The organism is Trueperella sp. LYQ141 (assembly GCF_046599555.1).
Lineage (GTDB): Bacteria > Actinomycetota > Actinomycetes > Actinomycetales > Actinomycetaceae > Trueperella.
Map to the genome: position 1 here is coordinate 95,780 of NZ_JBKIWQ010000004.1, position 25,007 is coordinate 120,786.

16 protein-coding genes and 1 tRNA gene are annotated in these 25,007 nt (G+C 52.2%); 1 reads left to right on the plus strand and 16 read right to left on the minus strand.

What is annotated here, in order from left to right; genetic code table 11:
• Positions 1-140: 140 nt before the first annotated feature.
• The 13 genes from ACLHIJ_RS04125 to ACLHIJ_RS04185 all read right to left on the minus strand — a co-directional run bounded on the left by ACLHIJ_RS04125 (position 141) and on the right by ACLHIJ_RS04185 (position 19,730).
• Positions 141-2,144, minus strand: coding sequence for a bifunctional metallophosphatase/5'-nucleotidase (locus tag ACLHIJ_RS04125; RefSeq protein WP_411297012.1), 2,004 nt, complete (start codon positions 2,142-2,144; stop codon positions 141-143).
• A gap of 184 nt (positions 2,145-2,328) precedes the next feature.
• Positions 2,329-3,486, minus strand: a complete 1,158-nt coding sequence (locus ACLHIJ_RS04130) for an SLC13 family permease (RefSeq protein WP_411297011.1) — start codon at positions 3,484-3,486, stop codon at positions 2,329-2,331.
• Between the two features lie 187 nt (positions 3,487-3,673).
• Complete coding sequence (locus ACLHIJ_RS04135) at positions 3,674-4,804, minus strand: 6-phosphofructokinase (RefSeq protein ID WP_411297010.1); 1,131 nt, start codon at positions 4,802-4,804, stop codon at positions 3,674-3,676.
• A gap of 176 nt (positions 4,805-4,980) precedes the next feature.
• On the minus strand, positions 4,981-5,685 hold the full coding sequence (locus tag ACLHIJ_RS04140) for a fluoride efflux transporter FluC (protein ID WP_411297009.1): 705 nt from the start codon (positions 5,683-5,685) through the stop codon (positions 4,981-4,983).
• Complete coding sequence (locus ACLHIJ_RS04145) at positions 5,642-6,094, minus strand: CrcB family protein (RefSeq protein ID WP_411297008.1); 453 nt, start codon at positions 6,092-6,094, stop codon at positions 5,642-5,644. The genes ACLHIJ_RS04140 and ACLHIJ_RS04145 overlap by 44 nt, the downstream gene beginning before the upstream one ends.
• A 154-nt stretch (positions 6,095-6,248) precedes the next feature.
• Entirely contained in the window at positions 6,249-6,893 is a 645-nt protein-coding gene (locus ACLHIJ_RS04150; protein ID WP_411298522.1) for a methylated-DNA--[protein]-cysteine S-methyltransferase, read from the minus strand.
• A gap of 214 nt (positions 6,894-7,107) precedes the next feature.
• On the minus strand, positions 7,108-14,451 hold the full coding sequence (locus tag ACLHIJ_RS04155) for a Rib/alpha-like domain-containing protein (protein ID WP_411298523.1): 7,344 nt from the start codon (positions 14,449-14,451) through the stop codon (positions 7,108-7,110).
• A gap of 626 nt (positions 14,452-15,077) precedes the next feature.
• Positions 15,078-15,150, minus strand: a tRNA-Ala gene (locus ACLHIJ_RS04160).
• A 279-nt stretch (positions 15,151-15,429) separates the two neighbouring features.
• Positions 15,430-16,077 carry a histidine phosphatase family protein gene (locus ACLHIJ_RS04165; protein WP_411297467.1) on the minus strand — a complete coding sequence of 216 codons (648 nt, stop codon included), beginning with the start codon at positions 16,075-16,077 and terminating at the stop codon, positions 15,430-15,432.
• A complete protein-coding gene (rsfS, locus tag ACLHIJ_RS04170) occupies positions 16,078-16,512 on the minus strand; it encodes a ribosome silencing factor (RefSeq protein ID WP_411297468.1) in 435 nt (144 codons plus the stop codon).
• A 14-nt stretch (positions 16,513-16,526) separates the two neighbouring features.
• Complete coding sequence (locus ACLHIJ_RS04175; protein WP_411297469.1) at positions 16,527-17,762, minus strand: hypothetical protein; 1,236 nt, start codon at positions 17,760-17,762, stop codon at positions 16,527-16,529.
• Positions 17,759-18,484: a nicotinate-nucleotide adenylyltransferase gene (gene nadD / locus ACLHIJ_RS04180; RefSeq protein WP_411297470.1), complete on the minus strand. Its 726-nt coding sequence runs from the start codon at positions 18,482-18,484 to the stop codon at positions 17,759-17,761. The genes ACLHIJ_RS04175 and nadD overlap by 4 nt, the downstream gene beginning before the upstream one ends.
• Positions 18,471-19,730, minus strand: coding sequence for a glutamate-5-semialdehyde dehydrogenase (locus ACLHIJ_RS04185; protein ID WP_411297471.1), 1,260 nt, complete (start codon positions 19,728-19,730; stop codon positions 18,471-18,473). Before ACLHIJ_RS04185 ends, nadD begins: the two co-directional genes overlap by 14 nt.
• A 169-nt stretch (positions 19,731-19,899) precedes the next feature.
• Between ACLHIJ_RS04185 and trxA the strand changes: the two genes are divergently transcribed.
• Complete coding sequence (gene trxA / locus ACLHIJ_RS04190) at positions 19,900-20,283, plus strand: thioredoxin (RefSeq protein WP_411297472.1); 384 nt, start codon at positions 19,900-19,902, stop codon at positions 20,281-20,283.
• A 155-nt stretch (positions 20,284-20,438) separates the two neighbouring features.
• Here the strand turns inward: trxA and ACLHIJ_RS04195 are convergent, their stop codons facing one another.
• The 3 genes from ACLHIJ_RS04195 to obgE all read right to left on the minus strand — a co-directional run bounded on the left by ACLHIJ_RS04195 (position 20,439) and on the right by obgE (position 24,947).
• Entirely contained in the window at positions 20,439-21,407 is a 969-nt protein-coding gene (locus ACLHIJ_RS04195; protein ID WP_411297473.1) for a hypothetical protein, read from the minus strand.
• Between the two features lie 903 nt (positions 21,408-22,310).
• The gene (gene proB, locus ACLHIJ_RS04200; protein WP_411297474.1) at positions 22,311-23,411 is read right to left on the minus strand and encodes a glutamate 5-kinase; all 1,101 of its coding nucleotides are present in this window, start codon (positions 23,409-23,411) and stop codon (positions 22,311-22,313) included.
• 9 nt (positions 23,412-23,420) lie between these two features.
• Positions 23,421-24,947 (minus strand): GTPase ObgE, encoded by a 1,527-nt coding sequence (obgE, locus tag ACLHIJ_RS04205; protein WP_411297475.1) that lies wholly within the window; start codon positions 24,945-24,947, stop codon positions 23,421-23,423.
• Positions 24,948-25,007: the final 60 nt, after the last annotated feature.

Genomic DNA, 25,007 nt, shown 5'->3' on the forward strand with positions numbered 1-25,007 from the left:
GCGAGCCCCACAATAACTGTAGGACTCGCCTATTGTGTATCCTCAGGTGCTTACGGCTTTATATCTCGCCGCGCACACTCCGGATTGTAGTATTACGCAGTTATGCCACTAGCTGGCAATCTCGTAATACTGTGCAACAATTACCACTGCTGACGACGCGAGGCAACCAATGCGCCACTTCCGGCTAGCAACATCGCAAGCGCGAGAATGGCAATTGGCATGACGTCTGCACCAGTATTCGACAGCGTGCCTGTGTGCCCAGCATGTGCGCCCGGAGCTGGCTTAGCCGGCGTCGGCTGTGGAGCAGGCTGCGGAGCTGGTTCAGGCGTGGGCTGCGGTGCCGGTTGTGGCGCCACGTACGCCGACGTGGACACCTCCCAGTTCTTCACGAAGAAAGTCGCCGGATCAATGACCTTGTTTGCTTGCGCCCAATCGATCATCAATTCGCGAATTTCCTTCTGGTCGTTGTAGACCACCGGAGCGGTCGTCACATGCGGATAGCCAGATCCACCTGACCAACGGTAATTATTCACCGCGAGGATGAAGTGCATATCGTCGGTGATTGGGGTACCATCCGGCATGGTCAGCATGTCGATGCGCTCGCCCACCGGCTTCGAGATATTGATGTGGTAGTTAATACCGCTCATCTCGTCGTATGAGTAATCCGGAATGCCGCGTGTCATTCCGTCATACTGCGCGTTGGTGACGTCCTCCCAGTTAGTGACAACTGCGTTGGGTTCCTGCTGCTTGTAGTAGCGCGCCGAGAACTCGAGGTAGTCACGCAACTGAGCACCCGTTAGTTCAATGCCGTACAGCGTATTGTCGTAGATGTACAGACCTGCCATATCAGCAATGGTCACATCACCCTTGTGGAAGATAGCACTACGAGAGAATGGAGAAGCCTGCGAAATCACCGGCAAGTTCTCATACTTCGTGCCCTTCATTGCCTTCTTCAGTTCGTCGGTTTGAACCATATTGATGAAGTCAACGATCGGAGTATCCTCCCACGGCGACGTCGCTGCGGGCATCTCTTCCTTGGACTGAGCGATAACCGTCTTAACCCAGGCTACCGTCTCATCGTGCCACGGCTGGATCTCCTTCAGAACGCCGTCATCGGCCGGATAATCCTTTGCCTGTACTGCAACAGCCGTCGGTTTGGTCGCGCCCTCCCAGTTCACTGACTTCTTGCCATCAGCGTTCTTCACAATCGGCAACGTCACCTGAGAAAGTGAACGAGCCCAGTAGTACGGCTGAGTGAAGAGAACCGGCTTGCCCTCAGCATTCGTAAAGACCACGTCTGCCTTGTTCATGACGTGCGAGTGCCCACCAATGATGAGATCAACGCCGGAGGTCTGGGTCGCGATTGAGGTTGCGATATTTTCCGTCAGATCAGCCGGATTCCAAGTGTAGCCTTCAGCGTCAAGACCAGTATGTGCCAAAACAACAACCACGTCAGCCCCGGCCTTGCGAACTTCCGGAACCCACTGCTTCACTGCTTCAACACAATCCTGAAAACGCAGAACGCCTTCCACATTTGCCTTATCCCATACTCGAACGCCGGGCGTTACTACGCCGATCACGCCGATCTTCACATCCTCACCACCGATTTGGCGGGTCAGCATGGTGTACGGCTCAAGATAGGGCTTGTTGGTGGAAACATCAATGACGTTAGCCCCCAGCAATGGCATCTTAAGATTGCCACGAAGCTGGCGGAGATTATCCATCCCGTAGTTGAACTCGTGATTTCCCACAACACCGACATCGTACTTCAGGTAGTTCAGCACCTTTGCCATTGGGTCTACCGAATCCGGTTTGCGGTTATTCTGATAGTACGTATTGATTGGGGATCCTTGAATAAGATCGCCGTTATCCATCAATACGACTGTGCCGTCACCCTTTTCAGTGCGAATCTTCTTAATCGCTGTCGCCAGGTGATCCATACCCAAAGCCTTCTCTGGCTTCTGAGCACCGAAAGCCTCACCTGTAAAGTAGTCATAATCTACCGCATGGCCATGAACGTCCGTCGTTGCTAAAACCGTTAAATCGCCAAGTGGCGTCGCCGTGGAATCAGCAACAGCAGGAACGGTTAATGAGGCAATGGCAAGCGCAGATAGGCTTGCCATCATGCGTAATGATTTGCGCATGACTCTCCCTTCCTTCTGTATTAAAGAGGTACAAATATAGTACCGTTATATCGCGGCATTATCAGCACAAAAAAGAAAATCTCACCAGATGACCTGCTGGATCATCACAGACAGACCCCTACAAACGCTTTACTTCACACCTTGCCAGCTCATTTTTCATCGCATTATTAAGGTGAGCTACCACTCACAACACCGCCGATAGCAGTAGAAATACTGCTAAAAAGGCGAGGTTCCACATAGTAAATATGCCGATAAAACGCTTCGACTGGGCCGATAAATTTGCCGCAATAAAACGGTATGAGATGAGCGAGGCCATTGAAGCAATCAGCGTCCCCAATCCCCCAATATTCACCCCAATGAGGAGATCTTCGTAGTCATGGGTGAAACCAGAGAGCAACAGTGTAGCTGGCACATTGGAAATAATCTGCGACGCCCCCAACGCAGCCATTCGTACTGAACGATCAGCCATTGAGGTAATCACGTCATGTATTGCGGGAACTCGCCCCATATTCCCGACAAACACAAACAAGACGAGGAAGGTCGCCAACAGAGAATAATCCACTTTAGTCAAGTAGTACGGATTATCGTATAGTACGACGCAGATTGAACTACCGAGCACAAACCACAGTGGGATAACACCCGCTACCGTACCCACAGCTAATACGAACAACACACCATACGCAGCAGCTCTGCGTGGATGCACCCGCTTAGTCGGGCGCTGCAGGGGAACAACTGGCTCCCCACCTCGAGTAGTCGCCACAATAGCCAAAGCCAAGCACACTCCCGCAGCCAGAACATACGGTAGAGTCATCCGCCCAATATCGAGGAAAGAGAAAGGTGCTGCATGGCTGAGATATAGATTTTGCGGCGAGCCAAGCGGAGTGAGCATTGCGCCAGTATTTGCAGCAATCGTCTGCAGAACAACAACTCCCGGAATCGCACGATCATCACCTTGCGCATGCAAAGTAAATAAGGCTAGCGGAACGAAAGTTATCAGGGCGACGTCATTCGTTAACAGCATAGAGCTGAAAAAACAGAGAAAAACTAAGGAGAATACCAGCCCTCGCCTACTGGTCGATATGCGGATAAGTGCGCGCCCGACCAGGGCAAAGATCCCAATTTCCTTCCCAGCAGCTAAAATGAGTAGCAGGGCAAACAGCACTCCCAGGGTATGCCAATCAACGTAGTCCCGATACCCGCTATCCGGTGGGACAACGACGAGTGAACACAGAGCCGCAATTGTGGCGATAATTAGGACCGCTTGCCCACGCAGAATCTGCTTCCATCGCGACCCGTTACTGTGTGGAGTATGCTCACTGCCAGGCGTATGCCGACGGTTCACCCGCGCCTCCACGATGTTCCCGGCAATACTTTCCCCCAGGATCGCATAGGGGCGTGGGATGGCATACGGCTACTCGCTTTCCTCACAGAGTTCCTGGCGGCGCACTGCGCACCATAGCTACTTTCCGCAGATATGCTACACCCGCCCCAATGCGACCTGCAGTTTTCGTGGCGTATCTGGCTTTGCTTTAATCTCCCATACACGTCCCGACGTGACGCGCAGCGTTAATCCATGAATGATCAAGCGGAACCGTCTTTAAGTTGCCAGCAACATCAGCCAGCGGCACAGGAACAGCATTTTGCCCCTGAGCAGCAACAGTGAATCCCCACTGCCCGCTAGCAACGAGATCAGCTCCCGTCCCGCCTAATAGCGTACCCAGCAGACGATCCTGCGCGTCCGGCGTCCCGCCACGTTGGACGTATCCCAAAACAGTCACTCGCGCTTCTAGCCCAGTTGCTTCCTCAAGATCTTCCGCGAGTTTGAATGCATTACGCCGATGGTTGGACTCGAGCATATCGCGATGCTTTTTGGCAGCCGACTTCGATATTTCGTCATTCGCCCGCTCGATGAGCGCTTCAGCAGCCGCCATATCCGCTGAATCTGCCACGTCTCGTGCCCCCTCAGCGATAGCTACCACAGAGAACATATGGCCTTTCTTGGCGCGTTCTTTCACCGAGGCAGCAATTGATTCGATGGTATAGGGAATCTCTGGCAAAAGAATAATATCTGCCCCACCAGCGATACCTGCTCCCAACGCCAGCCATCCAGCTTTATGCCCCATAATTTCACAAACAATGATGCGGTGATGTGAGTGCGCCGTGGAATGCAGCCGATCAATGGCTTCTGTGGCGATCCCTAATGCCGTGGAGAAACCGAAACTCGTATCTGTGTGCGCAATATCGTTATCAATCGTCTTTGGTAGATGCATGACGTTAAGACCAGCTTTTTGCAACCGACGCGCATTCTTCGCAGTCCCGCCTCCCCCGATGCAGATCAGACCGTCTAGCTGGTTCTTTTCACAGTTCTCTAAAATCGTGGGGATCATATCGCGCTTTTCACCGTCAACGATCATCCGATGCACCTTATCGCGCGACGTCCCCAAAATTGTGCCACCGACGGTCAAAATGCCAGATAGCGCACTGGAATCCAATTCCACGAAACGGTTTTCTGCTAACCCACGAATTCCATCGCGGAAGCCAATGAGTTCCATCCCGTAGTGCCCTAAGGCAGCTTTGCCAAATCCTCGAATTGCCGCGTTCAGCCCAGGGCTATCTCCACCAGCAGTGAGGATTCCGACGCGCATCTTTTTCTTTGCCATAGCTCATCCTTGAGGTCAGGGGCATACGCCCGATTGGTGTGGCACCGTGCCGCGCAGACACGACCTAAATTCATCTTCGTATCACGCCCTGAGCCTGTCAACCGGCACACTAGATCTGATACGCCTTATCAGCAGTGCTCGTAAATCCCGCAGTGCGCTATAGCCCTCGTAGAGCATCATCGGGCAATCGCATACCCACAGTGCAGCCCCACAAAGAGGAGCAAACAGCATCCCATTGCCATTATGCATATATGCACAGCGGCAGAAATCGCATGTTTCCACAGAGAAATCTGCCGTTCCATCCGCCAATTATGATGGGCGTGAGTAATAAAGGGGCGGCAGGCATCGACCATCGCAGTTGAATAGGTTGAATACCCGCCCGTGAAACCGACAAGCGCATAGCTCATAACCAGTTGCACCGTCGATCCCGATTCAGCCAACGCAAGCCCGGTCACTAATCCAAGGATGAATGATCCGAGCAAATTCACGACGAAAGTCGCTACTGGCCAGGACGCCGGCCAATATTTCTTCCCGATAGGAATTAGCGATCGCTCACGTCGAGTTGCAATGCCACGACCGGAACAAGGCGCCGATTTCTGTGCCGGAGAAGGCACAGTTGCACAATACGTAGCCACCGATGCAGTGCTCTCACCTGCGAAAACCGTCAGTTCCGAAGCCGCCTGTCCTTCGCACCTTTCGAGTTCTGCTACTCGGGTCGCTACCTGAGTATGCGAACCGCCTTTGTTATCCTTTCGGCTTGCTATATAGCTTTCCGTCACCGCGCGTGCAACGGCTCCACATACGGCCCCAGCTATTGACGAAACTGCCATTACCCAGTCAGGAATCATGACGAGATCCCACTTTCCGATAGGCGATCTCACATCCGAGAAGCAGCCCGAGCATTACTGCGAGCGCACCGCCAAGGAGTGTGGCTATCAGGTACCCCCAACCGCCCTGATGATTAACGCTGAGGAGAGCTAAAGTCGAATACGTCGTCAAAGTACCGAGCAGACCCGTACAGAGTAATCGGCGGGGGTAGCTCGTCGCCCCTAAGACGGGTACGAGGATTCCCAGGAGAAAACAGCCAACGAGATTACACATCAGCACAGCATGCGGCGTTTCCCACCAGTTACTCAGGCATAATCGGATCGCGCCACCGCATGCAGCCCCACACCCAACAGCCAGTAGCCCTCCAAGGTCTTGATGTAATGGGCGTGATTCTGGACCAGAGTTATCATGTTTTTGGCTTTGCGGAGCTGTATTGGGAGATGACGAAGACGGACGCACCATAATCTTCCCTTCTCTCTATCCTGCTCAATATCGGCTACGCAAACCATCGAATCGGTTCGCCTAGCTTATATTTTCCTTGCTACCACGTATATCACTCTGAGGCCGGCACTGCTGAACCGATAATGCGAGGTTGCGTTTTGGGTCGCGTATTTCCCTACACAGATCGTATTCCCTCCAGGGCAAGCAATGCGCGTTTTCGGTATTCGCCCGCCGCGTATCCACCAAGCTGATGATTCGTAGCAATGACGCGATGGCAGGGGATCATAAGAAGTATCGGATTACGGCTAAGGGCATTGCCCACCGCTTGAGCGCTCATTGGTGTGCCTCGTTCTTGCGCTATACGTCGAGCAAGTTCACCATAACTTTGGCTCTGACCCCAGGAAATCTCCTGAGTAAGCTGCCATACCCGTTGTTGGAAAGCTGTTCCAGCAGGCACGAGAGGCAGCGTATGCGATGGTTCAATGCCAGAAAAATATTGGTCAAGCCAGCGCTTTCCAGCAATGAGCACTGGGCAGAGTGGAGCTGTCAGGTTATCAGCACTAGCAAGCAAACTGCGGCTATTAACCAACGGATAATCTACTACATTGTTTCGTTGCAGGCCGTCATACATTATGGGTTCTTGCCGGTGGCTCTCGTTTGCCGTTAAGGTCTGCGTCTGTGTACATATTTGACCATGACGATCGCTGCGATGATGGTGCGGGAATTCGTCAATAAAAGCAATACGCGTAATCGCAATACCATTGCTCTGTATCTGGAGTGTTCCCAGGGGCGAGCTATATTCCATCGTCAATATGCTCATGTGTTCGTTTCTCCCCTGCCCTATCAGGTATCTATCTACCCATCATTATCCCTCCTCATTAGGCAATAGATAGCAGTGATCGTGCCGGCAGTAAACCTACCGGCACGATCACCGTTGAGTTATTCAGGCGTATTGCCCATGCGAGTTCTACAGTATTTAGTTTCCCAATCTGCAGATCACGCCGAGCAATACTGCCAGTTATATGGCTAGCGGATTAGCTAGCGTCGCGCTTGCCTTTCCGAGAACCGATAACTGCACACATGCCCAGAAGCGTCAAGACGAATGCCCACAGAGCAGCACCAACACTTGATGCACCCGTATGCGGAAGCTTACCGTTTCCGTTACCGCCCCCGTTATTACCGGGCTTGGCAGGCTTGGTCGGAGCAATCGGATCTGGCTTAGCCGGAACATTTCCACCGTTACCCGGAACTGGCTTAGGATCAGCCGTTACCGTGGTCGAATCGGAAGGAACGTCGCCATTCGTGACGGTTACCGTGATTGGATCGCCAGCCTTGAACTTCGTCGGATCAACCGGAATAACCAGCTTACCGTCCTCGCCCTTCGTCACTGGCGTACCACCAACACTCCACGTGCCATCGTTACCACGAGTAACCTCAACCGTGCCGCCACCATTGGGATACTCAATCGTAATCTTGTCACCGACGAGCGGTTCTCCAACCTTAACCGAGTTATCCCCCTCAGTGATCTTATCCACCGACGGAGCTTCCGGTTTCTTCGGCTCGACCTTCTTCTCGGTTGTGGACGTACCGCCCTTACCGTCTTCAGCGGTTACAGTGATGACATCACCCTTCTTCACCTTTTCTGGCGCAACCGGAATGACTAAGTGACCCTTATCATCAACGGTGACTGGGGTATCGCCAACCTTCCAGGTATCGCCATCCTTAATCACAACGATCGGATCATTGCCAGGAATGGTGATCGTAATCGTAGTTGCACCTGCCGGTGGACCAACCAAGATCGATCCGTCACCTTCGGTGATCTTCTCGACTGTCGGCGGCTGTAGCGTTGACCCGCCAGCATTCTTAAAGATGGCCTTAGCAACCGTACCGTCGGCAACGGGAGCATCCGTCTTCGGCAACGCCGGATCCCACTTATCGAAAGTGAAATTCTCCTTGGCAATCGTACCTGGAATCAGATCCTGAACCTCATTAAAGGTCTTCGTCTTCTTCACCAAGAACGAAAGCGCAGGAACACCCGCCGTATCATCCGCCTTCTGCTTCAACGAACCATTGCCATCAGTGGTGAAGCCAATGACGACGTATTCATCACGGTTGATCTTCTTACCCGTATTATCCTCCGACGGAGTCTTCGGATCCTTCGGATCAGCCGGATTCTTCGGATCGGTTGGGATAAATGGAATGATATCTTCCTTCGAGAATTCCGGAGTCGGCTTAGGCTGAACCTCAGTGGTTTCTTCACTCTTGCCGCCCTTGCCGTCTTCGGCGGTTACGGTGATGACGTCACCCTTCTTCACCTTTTCTGGCGCAACCGGAATGACTAAGTGACCCTTATCATCAACGGTGACTGGGGTATCGCCAACCTTCCAGGTATCGCCATCCTTAGTCACAACGATCGGATCATTGCCAGGAATGGTGATCGTAATCGTAGTTGCACCAGTCGGCGGGCCTACCTTGAATGAATCGTCACCTTCGGTGATCTTATCAATGGTCGGCTTATCCAGCTTCGGGGTTTCGGCCGGCTTGAACTTAGCTGTCGCTACCGTGCCATCCTTCACCGTTTCATCCGTCTTCGGCAACGCCGGATCCCACTTATCGAAAGTGAAATTCTCCTTGGCAATCGTACCTGGAATCAGATCCTGAATCTCATTAAAGGTCTTCGTCTTCTTCACCAAGAACGAAAGCGCCGGAACACCCGCCGTATCATCCGCCTTCTGCTTCAACGAACCATTACCGTCGGTATTGAAACCAATCACAACATACTCGTCACGATCAATCTCATTATTCCCATCGGTCTTCGGCGTATGAGGATCCTTCGGATCAGCCGGATTCTTCGGATCAGCCGGAACGAATGGAATCACATCCCCCGTAACTGGCTTATCAGCAAAGTTAGCTGTTGCTACCGTGCCATCCTTCACCGTTTCATCCGTCTTCGGCAAAGCCGGCTTCCATTCCTTAAACACTTTGCCCTTATTGGCAATCGTGCCTGGGATTAGATCCTGAATCTCATTAAAGGTCTTCGTCTTCTTCACCAAGAACGAAAGCGCCGGAACACCCGCCGTATCATCCGCCTTCTGCTTCAACGAACCATTACCGTCGGTATTGAAACCAATGACGACGTATTCATCACGGTTGATCTTCTTACCCGTATTATCCTCCGACGGAGTCTTCGGGTCCTTTGGATCAGCCGGATTCTTCGGATCGGTTGGGATAAACGGAATCACGTCTTCCTTCGAGAATTCTGGCTCGCCAGGCGTCTTGCCTTCAACCTTTTTAACGACTGGATCAGAGGTTAGCGAACCGTTCGTGACGGTTACCGTGATTGGATCGCCAGCCTTGAACTTCGTCGGATCAACCGGAATAACCAGCTTACCGTCCTCGCCCTTCGTCACCGGCGTACCACCAACACTCCACGTGCCATCGTTACCACGAGTAACCTCAACCGTGCCACCACCATTGGGATACTCAATCGTAATCTTGTCACCGTAAGCAGGCTCACCAACCTTAACCGAGTTATCCCCCTCAGTGATCTTATCCACCGACGGAGCATCCGGTTTCTTCGGTTGAACTTCCTTCGTTGTTGGCGGGGTCTGGGTTGCTCCCTTCGATCCATGAACGGTGACAACCTCACCCTTCTTGAACTTCGTCGGATCAACCGGAATAACCAGCTTGCCCTTATCGTCAACAGTTACCGGAGTATCACCGAGCTTCCAGGTGCCATCTGGCCCCTTCGTTAGCTCAATGGTCCCGCCATTATTCGGGTACGTGACGACGATCTTATCGAGATCAGTGCCGTCTGGAATGGTTACCTTAATAGAGGTATCCCCTTCGGTAATGTCATCAACTGGCAATGCTGGCAATTTCACTGCCTCATACACAGCCGTGTAGGTCGCAGTACTTACTGCAGCAGCATCGTCCGTAGGCAAAGCTGGATCCCAGCCAGTGTGACGCATACCCGCAGGCGGTGTCACCTTCGGCTCATTGGACTTGAATTCGCCCCATGAGGTGCCTTCGTAGACGTCATATGCTTTACTCTTGACGTTTTCACCGAAGGTACCGTCACCAGCCTTGAATATAACCCGCACATAACCCGGGGTTACTTCATCGGTTTCGTTCTTCTCGATGACCTTCTCCACCACCGTCACTTCCACAGGGAAGTCATTGATCGTGGATTTATCAGCGAAAGTCACCTTGCCGGTAGTCGATAGCGGAGCACCCGGAGGGGTGGGCTTGGAAGTATCCAAGCTCTTGTCATTCATTTCGGTAAATGACGCGCCATCGGGTAGCTGAGGAGTAACCTTAACCTTCTTAGGATCGGGCTGCGCCCCAACCGGAACTGTTACCGTCCCCTTACCGTTCTTGTTGTCGTTGAGGTACTTCTCTGCATCCGTGCGAACGATGATATTTCCAGGAACAATCTCAGAGGAGTTATCTGGATACGTTACCTTGATCTTGACTGGAATCTTCCCAGCAGTCGAGGTATCCGGAGTTACTGGAGTGCCGTTGTCATCGACAAAGGTAAAGCTGGTCCCCTTCGGCAACTTCGGCTGATCGGTCTGATCGCCATCCTTATTACTAATCAGCTGATCCGGCGTCACCGTAGCACCCTTATCAACAGTAATATCCTGCGGAATCGGGGTGTACTTGTGAGCGTCAGTTTCGGTAGCTTGCGCTACAGCAGTCACATCAGTAGTGATCTTCGCCGTGTCATCAAGTGCCTTATCGCTGACCTTCCATGCCGGATCGCCAGCCTTGTATCCTTCATCGAAAGTGACTTTTGGCTTTTGCAATGAGCCCAGCTCAATATTCGCGTTAGGATCAACGTAGTACTTTACGGTTTCCTTAGCGGTATCAATCGAGGTATTCGGACCAGGAGTAAACTCAACCGTCACGAAGCCTTCTGGCTTAGGCGGATTCGTCCCCGGAGTAACCGGAATAACGGATTGCGAGTATGCAGCCGTGTACGTTGCGGTAGTGACCTTAGCAGCATCGTCTGCAGGCAATGCCGGCGACCAGCCAATATGGCGATTACCGGCTGGCGGATTGACCTGCTGCGGCACCTTGGACTTGAAATCACCCCAGGTTACTTGATCCTTGAGTACATCATAAGCGGTGCCCTTGACGCCGTTGCCGAAGTCGCCGTCACCAGCTTTGAACTCCACGCGATCATATCCTGGCGTTACCGGATCACCAGGCTTCTTCGCAATGATCTTGTCATTTAAGAAAGCGGTGTATGTAACCGGTCCCGTCACTGTTTCTGACGCCAGCTTAGCGTCAGTGAGCTTGGAATTATCTGTAGACTTCTGCCAATATCCAAAAGACTTATCCGCATTCGTCACATTGACCGTTGGGACTGCACCCGGATTCTCACCGTTGAAGGTATTTTCCTTCGCCGTATTGAGCGTGGTGCCTTCCTTAAGGAAGTATGGTCCTGATGGTGTGGACAAATTGGAGTTCGTCGCATCGTTAACCGCATACGTAACCTTGTGGTACTTATCCACATTTACGATCACATCGGTATCAGCAGTGAATTCTTTAGCTGCCAATTCCGCAGCCGTGAAGGTTTCAGCACCGACGGTGTACGTCGTAGCCTTGAACTTCGTTGTAGCCTCAGCCGTCGGATCAGCCAATGCCGGAATCTTCGAGGTATCGCCTAAGGTCTTGCCGGTTAGCGGCACCACAACGGCATCTTTTGCCTTGTTTGAGTCAGCAGCATCCTTGAGCTGAGTAGCTGAGTCCTTAACCTTGAAGGTCAGCTTATTGCCACTGGTGTACTCAATAGCAAAGGTGCTGCCCGCTTTCTCCGCTTTAAATGGTTGCCCTGCCTTGGCAGCGTCCAACGTGGACTGTACTCGGGTGTAGGTCTTACCATTCTTGACGATGGTCTTCATATCATCAGCAGCCCACTTATCGGTGTCTGACAGACCAACATAAGAACCAGGTACGGCGAAGAAGGTGCGATCGTACGAAGAATCAACCTGACCGTCAAGCTTAATGACGATCTTGCCCTTAGTCGGGTTATCTTCTGGAGTGCTTGAAAATACTGGCTTCAGCCGCATTTCGTTGACGTTTACTATACCGTTTTCTGCCAGCTTTGGCATCTTGCCCGCTGCAATCAGATCCATAATGCTGACTGATTCATACTTATCGAGTCGAACATCAGAGATCTGCTTTTCAACGCCATCTGTACCGACGTAGAAGAGGTTGTAATGCTGGAACTCCTCGCCATCCTTCTTCGGGGCATCGCCCGGAGTGAGGATCGTCTGGTTCATTTCCATATCCACTGTGCCCAAATCAGGTTTGGAAACAGTTTCGCCGTTACCGAGCACGACCTTCACTGGGACATTGTGACGAGTAGCCTGAATTCGATACGTCGATACGTTACCTACATAGGCAGTAGACTCGTCATTATCGCCTGAAGTCCAGTTGTACCACAGGTTGAGGTGTAGCTGAGATAAACCATAGCGAGGAACAGCCAGCTTTGAAGTGTAATAGTTATCAGCACCCTTGGAGATATTAACCGTCTGATTGATCAACTGCGGGACACCAGCATCATTCAATTCAAACTGCTGATACTTCGCAACCGGATCCTTGTACCCATCTTCAACCTTGAATCGAGCATCGAACCCATACTGCAAAGCCGTCCCCAAAGCATCTCGGTTCGGTGTTTGCCCCATGCCGAAGTGACGTGAATCCGGCTTAAAACCTTCGTGGTTCATCAGTTCAGAGGTGGTGTTCCCCTCAACTAGCTTTGCATGGAAGTAGGAACCATTTGCCCAATCTTGGAAATCGTAGTTATTGGGGTTGTAACGAGGCTCTGAGCTAGGCGTATGCTTCGCCTGTAAACCAGTAATACCGTTGGAGTATGCTGCCGAAATATAGCCTTGCGACATCGGGCTGATGGTCACTTCCAAGGGTACGTTTCCGTTAGAGGTCGGCGGAGCCTTATCAATACTCACCTGGTACACCAATGCCAGAGCATTGGTGTAGCCACCCATAGCACCGTTATCGCTATCAATCTTGAAATCGTCTTTATACGTATCCGTATTACTGAATGCCGGGTAGATATCGCGGATCCAGACCTTGACCGTGCATCCAGCCAACGGACCAGAGTCAAACTTGGTTTCCACAGCATTGCGCTGGCCAATCATGTTAGCTCCGCCGTCTTCAGCATATTGCTGTGCCCATAGCCAGTGATTACGGGCGGTATCCTTAGTACCCTCTGGACCCAGCACTGGTTTGACCTTGCCTTGAGCGTCAGTACGCTGACCGTAGTACTTCACGCCCAAAGCTGGAACCGCAACCGGCTGCCCCGCTACCTTCATATTCGAAATCAGGTAGTTCATAACCTCATTGTAGGGATAGGAACCATTCTTGGCGCCCTTCCAGGTAACAGTCGAAGCATTGACAATCACTGAGGTATCAATCGGGCGTCCGACATATTTCCCGCCCTGATTGACGTTGTAAACGTAACGACCTTCCTTTTGCAATTCCACCGTTTTGCCACTGCGATTATCATAAAATTTATCTCGTGGGTAAATCAGAAGGTGCTGTTCATCTGTGATGCCAGTGCCTTGAGTAGCATGATGTTGATCTTCGATGCTCTTCGTCACCGCAGCAATATGCTCAGGACTCATTGAGAAATTCGTTGACGGGCCGAGCCGCAAATCAGCAGCCAGATTAGTGGTACTTCCCTCGTTGACAGTGATCCGGTATAAACCAGAACGCAAGGTTTCCGACGAACCATCCTTGATCTTCTCAATTTTCACGCCATCGCGGGTTACCGTATCAACTCGGAACCATGCATCCGTAACATCTGCACGGGTTTTGACCCAGAACTGAAAATCGGTCGTACCGTTCTTATCAACTGCCACATCAAATGTTGAGGGCAGCTCCCGACCGGCGGTATCCGTGAAATAAATATGGTCATTATTTCCGGTATCCGACGTTGTAGAAAGATTGATCGTTGCTTTACCGCTCTTATCAACATCGTGATAGAAGGTCGGTCGGAAATCACGATCCACTAATGGCTTTGTGAAGGTTTCAATCCCAGCCTCGTTCTTATGCGCTTTTAACGTATAGCCGAGCTCACTACCTTCCTTACGCCATTTCAGAGTTTTTAGTTCATTCTCCGTTGCTCCAGTTCCCAAGGTAACCCGTTGCAACATTCGACCACTGTTGGTGTCATTCGAACCATAGTTAACATTTTCTGATTTAATTTCGCCACTATCTGTAGGAAGATAAGTTGCCGTAGCGGCTATAGAACCCGCAGTGTTAATAGGTACACGTTGAGTTGCCGCATCTGCCGGCGTACTTCCTCCTCCTACTAGACCGGAGGCTAATAAAGAGGCGGCAGCCAAAGCTACTACACCTCTCTTAAAGACTCGGTGCATGATCACACTAACCTTTCGGCAGTTGGTTGGATATATCATCACGATTCTACTGGTGTTTTAGATCGGTACTCAATCTAAATATCAATTTCCTAAGATCTCTTACCCACCCTATGCATAACATTTGTCGGTATATCTTCACACAGAATATCCCTCCTCACACTCGCGTGATTTGGCACACAACCAATGACATGCCTTATATACAAGCAGGGATATTTTCCGTCTGCCCGTTCTTTCTTTTTCCTACTTTCCAGCAAACATCACCGTAGCAAAGAACTCATCCTGTGCAGATAATCAATAATGCGGATCGTACCCAGTAACTCTAAGGAATCTTCAAAATACACAACAACGATAAAATGCCAACTTTTAAATACAGAACACACATAGCACTTATCTTTGCCAGCCAAATTGATTAGCTTGTTTCCCCTCCTCCGTCTTTTATTCCTCTAGTAGCATCCGTATTAAAAAGACTTAAAGCGGTTAGCAATCCCTTTATCGTCATCTTGTTTATGCCCCGCGTCTACAAACTATTTCTTATACCCAATAAAAATTCCCGTGTTTTCCCACTCTGACCAGGGAAAACACGGGATGTGTTGTGGAGCTAACGGGATTCGAACCCGTGACCTCTTCCATGCCATGGAAGCGCGCTACCAACTGCGCCATAGCCCCGTCGGACCAGATACATACTACCTGGATCCCCTATCGTTGCCAAACCAGCACCTAACTCCCCTGCGGTGATCCCGCTCACCAAATAAGATGGTCGCGATACCTCACACCTTATTCGCATACCTTGCCCTTATTTGGCAACTTCTATGGGGTCACCACACAGATACCTATAAATACTGGGCATATTCACTCCCCGCTGCCACGAGCGCGACTTCCATTGTTCTCATATAACAGTTATACGTATGCCCGTGATATTTCCCTTTGCGCACAGGGCGTTCTCTATTACCGCGCAGTATCCGCCAATACAGCCGGACGATAGCTCGTCTCGTTATAAGAGCACAACTTCCATCCTCCGGACGAAGGGATCAGCGTCGCCCAACGGCAGTTATCCATCCCACGGATCCCATGCCAGAGGCTTGGATTCAGCCCAAGGAGCGTGGTTATCCCGGTGCTGATCGCCGCTCCGTGGGAGACAAAAACAAGCGTTTGTTCTTCCTCATCCGCATCAAAACGTGTTACCCAGTCAGTCACTGCGGCGGCAACCCGCTGACCACATTCTTCTCGCGTTTCAATATCCAGCCCTTGCGGATCACCTGATTCCCGCCATTGCTCCCATTGCAGTGGATACGCCGCACGGATCTCCGGTGAGGTCATCCCCTCCCAGCAACCAAAACAGCGCTCCTGAATACGCTCATCACATAGCACCTCTACTCCGATGCGATGTGCTAGATATTCCGCAGTATCGCGGGCACGCACCAGCGGCGAAGAAACTATGTGGGTGATTCCAGCGAGGGCTAATTCGCCTGCCGCCTCCTGCGCTTGCGTATGACCACGATCATCTAACTCGTGATCCTGGCTTCCCTGAATACGCCGACCCACATTTAAGGCTGTCTGACCATGACGCCACAATATAATGCGTCGAACAGCCATTTACAGCTCCTCGTCCTCCCATGTAGGTGCGAAATACTGCGCAAGCGACGACGGGGCAGCCTCTTCGACAGTAACGTCATCTGGCAAGGCAATCTCCGGGCAGTCACCCCACAGCTTTTCCAAGGCATAGAATTCACGATCCTCGTCTTGTTGCACGTGGACCATGACATCTCCAAAATCAAGAAGCACCCAATGCGCTTCTGAATCTAAGCCTTCACGGCGTAGCCGACGATGCCCCGCTTTATGCATGGCCTCCTCTACATCGTCAACCAATGCACGCACTTGACGTTCAGATGAGCCGGAGATCACCAGAAAAACATCAGTCAGCACGAGACGCTCAGAGACGTCAATCGCGCAAATAGAGGTTGCTTTACCAGCCGAAGCAGCCCGGGCAGCAACAATAGTTGCCTCGATCGCATGTTGTGTTGCGCTCATATACAGCCTAAAACCTATAACAATTGAACCGTCGTCGTTACCGCCGACTCCACACCGTGAGCAGACAGGATATTGGCGTTAATCCACGATCCACCCAAGTAGCCGATAAGAGCCGCAATCAATACCGCGATCAACCAATTCAGCCACATGCGCCACGGGGCTTCAACTTCGCTCTCTTCGTCAGCATCAACAGCGTTAGCAATCGTTTCAGTATCGGCTTTCGCGGTTGCTGAAAGGCTGGCTTCTTCTTCAGCACTCGCCTCAGATTTCGCGGTATCCACATCGGAAGACGCCGTCGCTGGGGACGCTGCTTCTGCTGCTCCATCACTCTCACGAACACCAGAGCGATCTTCTTTGCTCGTCATCGCCAAGAAACGCTCCCGTAACGGGATTTCGTCCTCGTCTGTATCTTCCTCATCCTCGCTGAGGTCATCATCGCTATGAGGTTCGCTCTTTTCCGTAGCGTCGTGGCTCTCACCCGAATCCGCTACTGCGTGCGCTTCTGCCGCTGCAGAGGGGTTATCCTCCGCTTCTGCCACATCGTTATCCTCAGACGGCAGCGGTGCTGACAGCATAGCTTCTTTATCGTCCAACTCGCCCGAATCCGACGCATCACCATCACCAGATTCGTTCGAATCCTGATCGGCAAATAGATCAAATACTGATTTACGCTCCGGTGCGGCCGCTTCGGCGGTTGCACCCTGCTCAGAGGCCATAGCCGATTCCGGCAGAGTGGATACGTCACTCGCTGGCGTAAAGGCGACCGTCTGCTCCAACTCCCCAGTCTGAACGTCAACTGGTGATCCATCAAAGGTCGAATCGGAGGAAACACCGCCCAAATCACTATTTTCTGTGGAATCATCACCATCCGAGGTACGCGATTCATCGCCATCCGAAACTGTACCGGCAGCGGAAGAAATAACTGGTGACGGCGTATCGGGATCCCCTGATACGCCAACAGACTCTTGCTTCGCCTCGCCAAAGGCTGATTCCTCGGCAGAACGCTCACTGCTAATCTCGCCGCCCTCGCCAGCGGTGCTCTCCACTGGGGTCGAAGTTGGTTCCGCCTGCTCTACCAGGGCAGCCTGCCGTTCGCGCTCAGCCCGTTCCAGCTCACGAAGCTCTTTACGCGACGGACGGCGCAAACGAATCTCGGACGTCTCCGTCAACGACGAGGAATCTGATGGGCGCGCTTGTAGCTTTCCCATCTCGCGCAGCTCACGACGCGATAAGCGCGGAGTGTCACTCATTCAGTCTCCTCCCCAGCTTTCCCACTAACGGCATATTCACCGTCAGGCTCACGGCCGGTCACATTCTCCGGTGGTACATATAGATGATACTTGTTTATGTATTGTACAACCCCATCAGGAACGAGATACCACACTGGAACCCCACGATCTGCCCGCTGACGAATACCCGTTGAGGAAATTGCCATAGCGGGAATCTCCACAACACTAACCGATTCGCGGGGCAACGCACTAATATCCAGCACATGACCAGGGCGATTAACCCCTACAAAATGGGCTAAAGACCATAGCTCTTCAGGATCTTTCCAATGCAAAATTTGCGGTAAGACGTCTGCGCCGGTAATAAAATATAAATCCGCATCCGGGTATAACTCGCGTAAATCCCGCAGAGTATCAATGGTATATGTCACTCCACCTCGGTCAATATCCACCCGCGACACCGTGAAACGTGGATTCGACGCCGTTGCAATCACCGTCATTAAATATCGATGCTCCGCGTGAGTGACCTTACGATCCTTCTTAAACGGCTGCTCCCCCGTCGGTACAAAAATCACTTCGTCAAGATCGAAGTAGTATTGCACCTCTGAGGCGGCAACCAAATGCCCGTGATGGATCGGATCGAATGTGCCACCCATAATCCCGATACGCTGCCGGCGCACTCCCTGACGCCCTTCCCCACGCGGCACGACGTGGAGCGCTTCGCGATCCCAATTATGCTCGGACATGCCCGTCTCCCTGTACAATCCACGTCGTCGTCGTCAATTCGGTTAATCCCATCGGACCGCGCGCATGCAATTTCTGGGTGGAAATGCCGATCTCTGCCCCCAGGCCCAACTGCCCACCGTCAGTAAAACGAGTCGAGGCATTAATCATGACAGCTGCCGAATCCATCGAATCCGTAAACCGATTAATCGCTGCCCAATCTTGCGCCACAATCGCTTCGGTATGCCCAGAAGAATACCGACGAATATGCCCAATCGCCGCGGATAAATCAGCCACCACACCGAGAGCAAGATCCAAAGAATTGTACTCCGTTTCCCAATCTTCCTCAGTGGCCAGATCATAGTTTTCCAGATAAGCCCCCGCTTGCGAATCGGCATGCAAGCGCACACCAGCTTCCTGTAGCCGACGACCAATTCGCGGCAGGAAATCCGCAGCAATATCCTGATGCACCAGCACGGTTTCTACCGCGTTACACACCCCAGGGCGTTGAACCTTTGCATTAAGAATGATTGCCTCGGCCTTATCCAGATCGGCGCTGCGGTCCACATAAATGTGGCAGTTGCCAACTCCCGTTTCAATCGTCGGCACCGTTGCTTCTCGCACTACCATCTGGATCAACCCGGCACCACCACGCGGGATAACCACGTCCACGAAACCGCGCGCCTGCAGCAGAGCCTGCGCCCCAGCTCTCCCGTACTCATCAATCGTAATAACCGCATCCGCGCATAATCCCTCACCCGTTAGAGCCCGACGGATAACGGCGACCAGTGCCTGATTCGATTCACGGGCCGCACTCCCGCCGCGCAACAGCACTGCATTGCCTGATTTAATCGCGAGCGCCGCAGCATCAACCGTGACGTTTGGGCGCGCTTCGTAGATCATGCCCAAGACGCCTAAAGGAACGCGCTTGCAAATCAGCCGCAAACCGTTAGGTAACGTTCGACCATTAATCACTTCACCGACGGGATCTGGCAAGGCCGCGACCTCGCGAACAGCCTGAGCGATTCCGGCGATGCGTTCCGACGTCAACAACAGACGATCCAGGAGCGATTCACGCATTCCACCGGCACGCTCCCGCTCCATATCCACCGAGTTCGCCTGAACAATCTGTGCGGAATCAGCCTCCAACGCGTCGGCGATGGCAAATAACGCCGAGTTTTTCTGTTGGCTCGTCAGGAGGCGCAACTCCTGGGCAGCTATGCGGGCGTGCCGAGCATATTGTTCAATAGCGTGACGTGCAGTATCCATGACCTCTATTATGCCTGCTGTTATCGCTATGAGCGTGCTTGAGTACCGGACTGTTTACTTTATGAGTAGAATTACCTGTGCGTTAACCACACGGGAGTCCTCTCCCCGTATTGGGTTCAAAGATGCGGTGTGCGCATGTCTGTCACCCCGCTGCAGAAAGGATATAACCATGGCAACGGTGGAAATTACTAGCGAAAACTTTAATGACTATGTGCAAAACGGAACGGTTATTCTCGACTTTTGGGCTTCGTGGTGCGGTCCATGCCGCCAGTTCGGTCCGACCTTTGAAGCAGTATCTGAGAAATATCCAGACATCACCTTCGGCAAGGTTGATACTGAAGCGCAGCGCGAATTGGCGCAGACCTTCCAGATCATGTCTATCCCCACGGTGATGATTTTCCGCGACGGGATCCGCCTATTTGCTAATTCAGGAGCGATTCCGGCTGCCGCGCTAGAAGATCTCATCTCGCAAGCTCAGGCTGTGGATATGGATGAGGTTCGGGCAAAAATTGCCGAGGCTGGCTCTGAACCGGCAGCAGAGGAAACCGAGTAGAGTTACGCGAGATACGTACAGATAGCCTCGTTGCCAGCTTCCTTGGCAGCGAGGCTATTCTAGCTTTGCAGCTACTCTTCTTTGTAGCGATCCTTCTTTGTAGCAATTCTTTCTGCAGTTATATTCTGCAGCTTTCTTTATAGCGTCTCGGTTTTCTATGACTCTGCTACCGGAGTTGATCTGGCGTGAATCAACGGGATAACTCCCCGCAGGATAGAAGCAAGATCCGTCGGTAGTGAAGCCGGAATAAAGACGAAGCCATCGGCCGCTCCCATACCGACCCATGATTCGATGGTATCCGCAACGGAATACACTGTTCCCACCACTGAGGCAATACCAGCAAACAGCTCTTCGCCCGTCATATCACTGATTAAAGCAGCTCGTTCTTGAGCAGTAGCTAACGAACTGGAGATGACAATACCCATCTCAGCAAGCACGATTACTTGCCTGCCTAGCTCGCGGCCAGCCGCTTGAATAGCGAATCGGGCCTCACGGGCAGCATGTGGATCTGCCACTTGTAACCGGACGATATCGGCAATGGAAGCGATAATATGTGCTCGCTCTGGCGGAATCACCGGATTAGTAATAATGACGCAGATCCGCATTCCAGCAGCGCGTGCGCCAGCGGCCGCTTTCGTCAATCCTGCAAAATCCGAATTAGTGTGCAAACCAAACGTTAATCCTGCCCATCCGCCATTTTGGTTGGCTAAAAGATCCACGCTGGTATTGACCACGTTAGGATTATCGACAGCCCCCGCAAATATGCCACCTTCAGAAATATCTGCCAATTTGGCAGCAACTTTTACCGCATCATAGGTGGTATCACGACGAGTTGTTTCAGAAGCAGAAAGAAATTGCGAATCAAGAGTAATGAAATCCATCCCCCCGCGCTGTGCAGCTTTGACGGAGGAAACCAGACGGGGAAAGTTCACCCGTTCTGGCGGGAGCTCTAATGATTCGAGATATTCTGAATCGGCTGCCCCGAGAGCTGACAGATCAATGCCAAGCCAGATTGTTGCCGGCTGCTCTGTGCGCACAGTCTGGGCATTATCGCCCGAAGGTTCCGGCGAATCGTAGGGATCAGATCCGCTATCAGCGCTGTGGGAAGATAATTCGATCGTCATGTGTTTTACGTCCATCTCTTGTGCCGCGGAAAACATACGTCGGCGTCATTGACCTGTCAGTGAGTATGCTGGCGAAATACTGCGAAGTGCTACCGTCAGTTATGAATCGGAATATCAGTATTTGCTAGTGCTACTGGCACATTCGCCAGGAATGGATGAACGTTGGACGCTGCGCACGGACAACTACGAAATGACGATCCTGAAGTAGAGCGAGTCGATTAAACATCAGTCATTCCTTTCGTCTCCGACGCACACTGTCATGTGAAAAGTTATCGGTAACATCGGCGAGAAAACAACGCTTCGCTCGCGCTTACACATTACCTACGGTTTCGAAAGTACCGAATTACGCTGATGGCGTTCAACACAAACACGTGCTTTTATCCAGAAACGACTCCAGCTAAAGGCTTAAGCCGAATATAAAAGTTGTAGTTAACCCGCGAAATATCACGGTTTGGCCCACAATCATGCCGACATGTGATATTGATTACGTAAAGTCTTGATAGTGTGCGACAATGCCCGCTGCTAAGGACTCTATTTCCTCCATTACTCCCCCCACCTGCCGGCTACATTTTCCTTCTACACCAGGCCAGGAGGTAGCAGATACGGAATCTTCCCCCGCTAACTAGCCGCAATCTACCGGCTCATTCTCGCCACTCCTGCCCACCATCAGCAGGTATTTTCTTAATTAACCCGCAATCTAGCACTAAGGCATCGCAGCGATGGAATGGCGAAACCTAGCTACAATAGCCATTCCATACTCGGCGGGGCGCACCAATGTTATTCAATGTTATAAATATGCCGATATTGTTCATACGATCAAGCCGCCGATGCTCGAAATTCTCTCCTATATGCAGCATGTACCCCATACCATCACAGCTCGCTGCATTTATGCGAGATAGAAAATCACCGAGCAGGAAAAACTAAATCGTCTACATGAACGATCGGACGAGGTGCCGCACCATCGGCAACAAAGCGCTCCACTTCCCCCGTGGAAAAAGCAGTCAAACCACGGGCAACCTCATGCCCCGCCGGATCAACAATGGATACCACGTCACCAGCAGCAAAAGATCCATGACATGCAGTAATTCCCACTGCCAATAGAGACGCCCCACCGCCACGCAAAGCCCGAGCAGCACCGGAATCAACAGTAATCGTTCCGCGCGCCATAGCCGCATTGCGCATCCACAAGGCGCGAGCTGCTAACCGTTTAGAGCGCGGGACGAACCAGGTACCAATCGTTTGCCCCGACAGTGCCGCTGGCAGATCGTCAGCCGAAGCCACCAAAGTAGCAACACCGCCGGAAGTTGCAATCCGCGCCGCATCCACTTTGGTTGCCATCCCGCCCGTGCCAACATCGGAGCCTTTGCCGGTAATTTGTACCCCAACCAGATCGTCAATATCGGTTACTTCGGAGATCAGTTTTGCCCCTGGCATACTCGGCGGGCCAGTGTATAAGCCATCAACATCAGTGAGGAGAATCAACGCCGTGGCATCGACGATATGAGCCACCAATGCCGCCAGCCGATCATTATCTCCAAAACGTAACTCGTCGGTAACAACCGCGTCATTTTCATTAATAATTGGCACGACGCCAAGATGTAACAGACGTTTCAAAGCAGCCTGGGCATTCGCGTAATGCCGCCGATTGACGACGTCATCAGGAGTCAATAGCACCTGACCAACACGAATATCAAAGCGAGAGAATTCTTCCGCGTAAGCACGCATTAATCGCGACTGCCCCACCATAGCCGCTGCCTGCTGGTCACGCACATCACGCGGTCTACGACGAAATCCTAGCGGAGCCAGACCAGCCGCAATGGATCCAGAAGACACCAAGACAACTTCCTGCCCTCTTCTACGTGCTTGCCCAACCGTATCAACCAATTCACGCAGACGATCCATCGCCAATGAGCCGTCGGCAGACGTTAAGGACGACGATCCGATTTTAATGACCAGACGCGGTGCAGTACCGAGTAAGTAGCGATTCGATAATAGGGGTTTCACGAGGCGATTCTACCGTTCATCATCACGCACGGCAGGATCTGTCCACAAGCCCTCCGCACGATCGTCTCGTAGCTCCTGGCGAGCAGCCTCTTTGGCATCCATTCGTTCATGGAAAGCAGCTTTACGTTCCCGTCGGCTCGCTCGATGCGACTGAGCCAAACGAGGATCCGTCCCGCGTGGGGCAAGCAATTCCGCACCGGTAGAAATCGTTGGCTCCCAATCAAAAACAACTCCGTCTTCCAGGGAACCGATCACCACAGTATCTCCGGCATTCGCTCCACACGCCATGAGTTCTTTCTCAACCCCCAAAGTATGTAGGCGATCTGCTAAATAGCCGACAGCTTCGTCATTGGAAAAGTCCGTCTGATTCATCCAACGCTCCGGCTTCGTGCCACGTACCTGGTAAATCGTCTTTGTTCCCTGACGGCGGGGGGTGACAGTGAATCCCGTATCGTCTTGGCTAACCGGACGGATAATAGGACGCGCCGGAGCCAGGACCTCGTGTTGGCGTGTCTGCTCAACGAGCCGAGCCAAGGCGAAACTTAATTCCCGCAGACCTTCACGGGCCACTGCTGAAACAATAAAAATCGGGATATTGCGATCGCGCAACTCATCAATAACGAATTCTGCGAGTTCTCGAGCTTCCGGAACATCTACCTTATTGAGGATGATACAGCGCGGTCGATCCATCAATGCGACCCGATCCTCCATCGGCGGGATAGTATCAGCATAGGCCGCTAGTTCTGATTCAATAACGTCTAAATCTGTGACCGGATCTCGCCGTGGCTCCAACGTCGCGCAATCAACGACATGCGCAATGACGGAACAGCGTTCGATATGCCGCAAAAACTCGTGGCCGAGCCCTTTCCCCTGGGACGCTCCCGGAATCAAACCGGGGACGTCAGCCATCGTAAACCGCATTCCACCAGCGTCAACAACCCCCAAGTTGGGAACGAGAGTGGTGAAAGGGTAGTCAGCAATTTTCGGGCGAGCTGCCGACATTGCCGCAATTAATGAGGATTTTCCGGCCGACGGGAAACCCACCAAGGCAACATCTGCTACAGATTTCAGCTCCAAGGTGATTTGGCGTTCTTCTCCTGGCTCGCCGAGTAGTGCAAACCCTGGAGCACGGCGTTTTGGCGAGGCGAGGGCAGCATTTCCCAATCCGCCATAGCCGCCTTGTGCCGCGATAAATTCTGCCCCCTCGCCAACCAGATCGGCGATAATATTGCCGTCTTCATCCTTGACCACAGTTCCTGAGGGGACGCTGACGATTAAATCCTCTCCGCGTTTGCCGTGGCGCATATCGCCTTCACCGGGTTTACCGTTTTGTGCTTTCAGATGCGGAGCGTGATGTAGCGATAAAAGGGTCGATTCTTGCCCATCAACCCGCAAAATAACATCGCCACCATGACCACCATTTGCCCCATCGGGCCCGCCAAGTGGCTTAAATTTTTCTCGACGTACCGACGTGCAGCCATTTCCCCCTTTACCTGCACTAATGTGCAAGGTCACACGGTCAATGAAATGGGCCATGTCTGTTCCTTCCGATCTCGCGATTATCCGCAATCGTTGCCGATACCTGCCGCGTCCGGT

Coding starts and splice junctions, on each gene's coding strand:
- nadD (WP_411297470.1), bottom strand. CDS start 18,484: ATGTCCGAGCATAATTGGGATCGCGAAGCGCTCCACGTCGTGCCGCGT.
- rsfS (WP_411297468.1), bottom strand. CDS start 16,512: ATGAGCGCAACACAACATGCGATCGAGGCAACTATTGTTGCTGCCCGG.
- ACLHIJ_RS04135 (WP_411297010.1), bottom strand. CDS start 4,804: ATGGCAAAGAAAAAGATGCGCGTCGGAATCCTCACTGCTGGTGGAGAT.
- ACLHIJ_RS04150 (WP_411298522.1), bottom strand. CDS start 6,893: ATGAGCATATTGACGATGGAATATAGCTCGCCCCTGGGAACACTCCAG.
- ACLHIJ_RS04145 (WP_411297008.1), bottom strand. CDS start 6,094: ATGGTGCGTCCGTCTTCGTCATCTCCCAATACAGCTCCGCAAAGCCAA.
- ACLHIJ_RS04175 (WP_411297469.1), bottom strand. CDS start 17,762: ATGAGTGACACTCCGCGCTTATCGCGTCGTGAGCTGCGCGAGATGGGA.
- trxA (WP_411297472.1), top strand. CDS start 19,900: ATGGCAACGGTGGAAATTACTAGCGAAAACTTTAATGACTATGTGCAA.
- ACLHIJ_RS04195 (WP_411297473.1), bottom strand. CDS start 21,407: ATGACGATCGAATTATCTTCCCACAGCGCTGATAGCGGATCTGATCCC.
- ACLHIJ_RS04165 (WP_411297467.1), bottom strand. CDS start 16,077: ATGGCTGTTCGACGCATTATATTGTGGCGTCATGGTCAGACAGCCTTA.
- ACLHIJ_RS04125 (WP_411297012.1), bottom strand. CDS start 2,144: ATGCGCAAATCATTACGCATGATGGCAAGCCTATCTGCGCTTGCCATT.
- ACLHIJ_RS04185 (WP_411297471.1), bottom strand. CDS start 19,730: ATGGATACTGCACGTCACGCTATTGAACAATATGCTCGGCACGCCCGC.
- obgE (WP_411297475.1), bottom strand. CDS start 24,947: ATGGCCCATTTCATTGACCGTGTGACCTTGCACATTAGTGCAGGTAAA.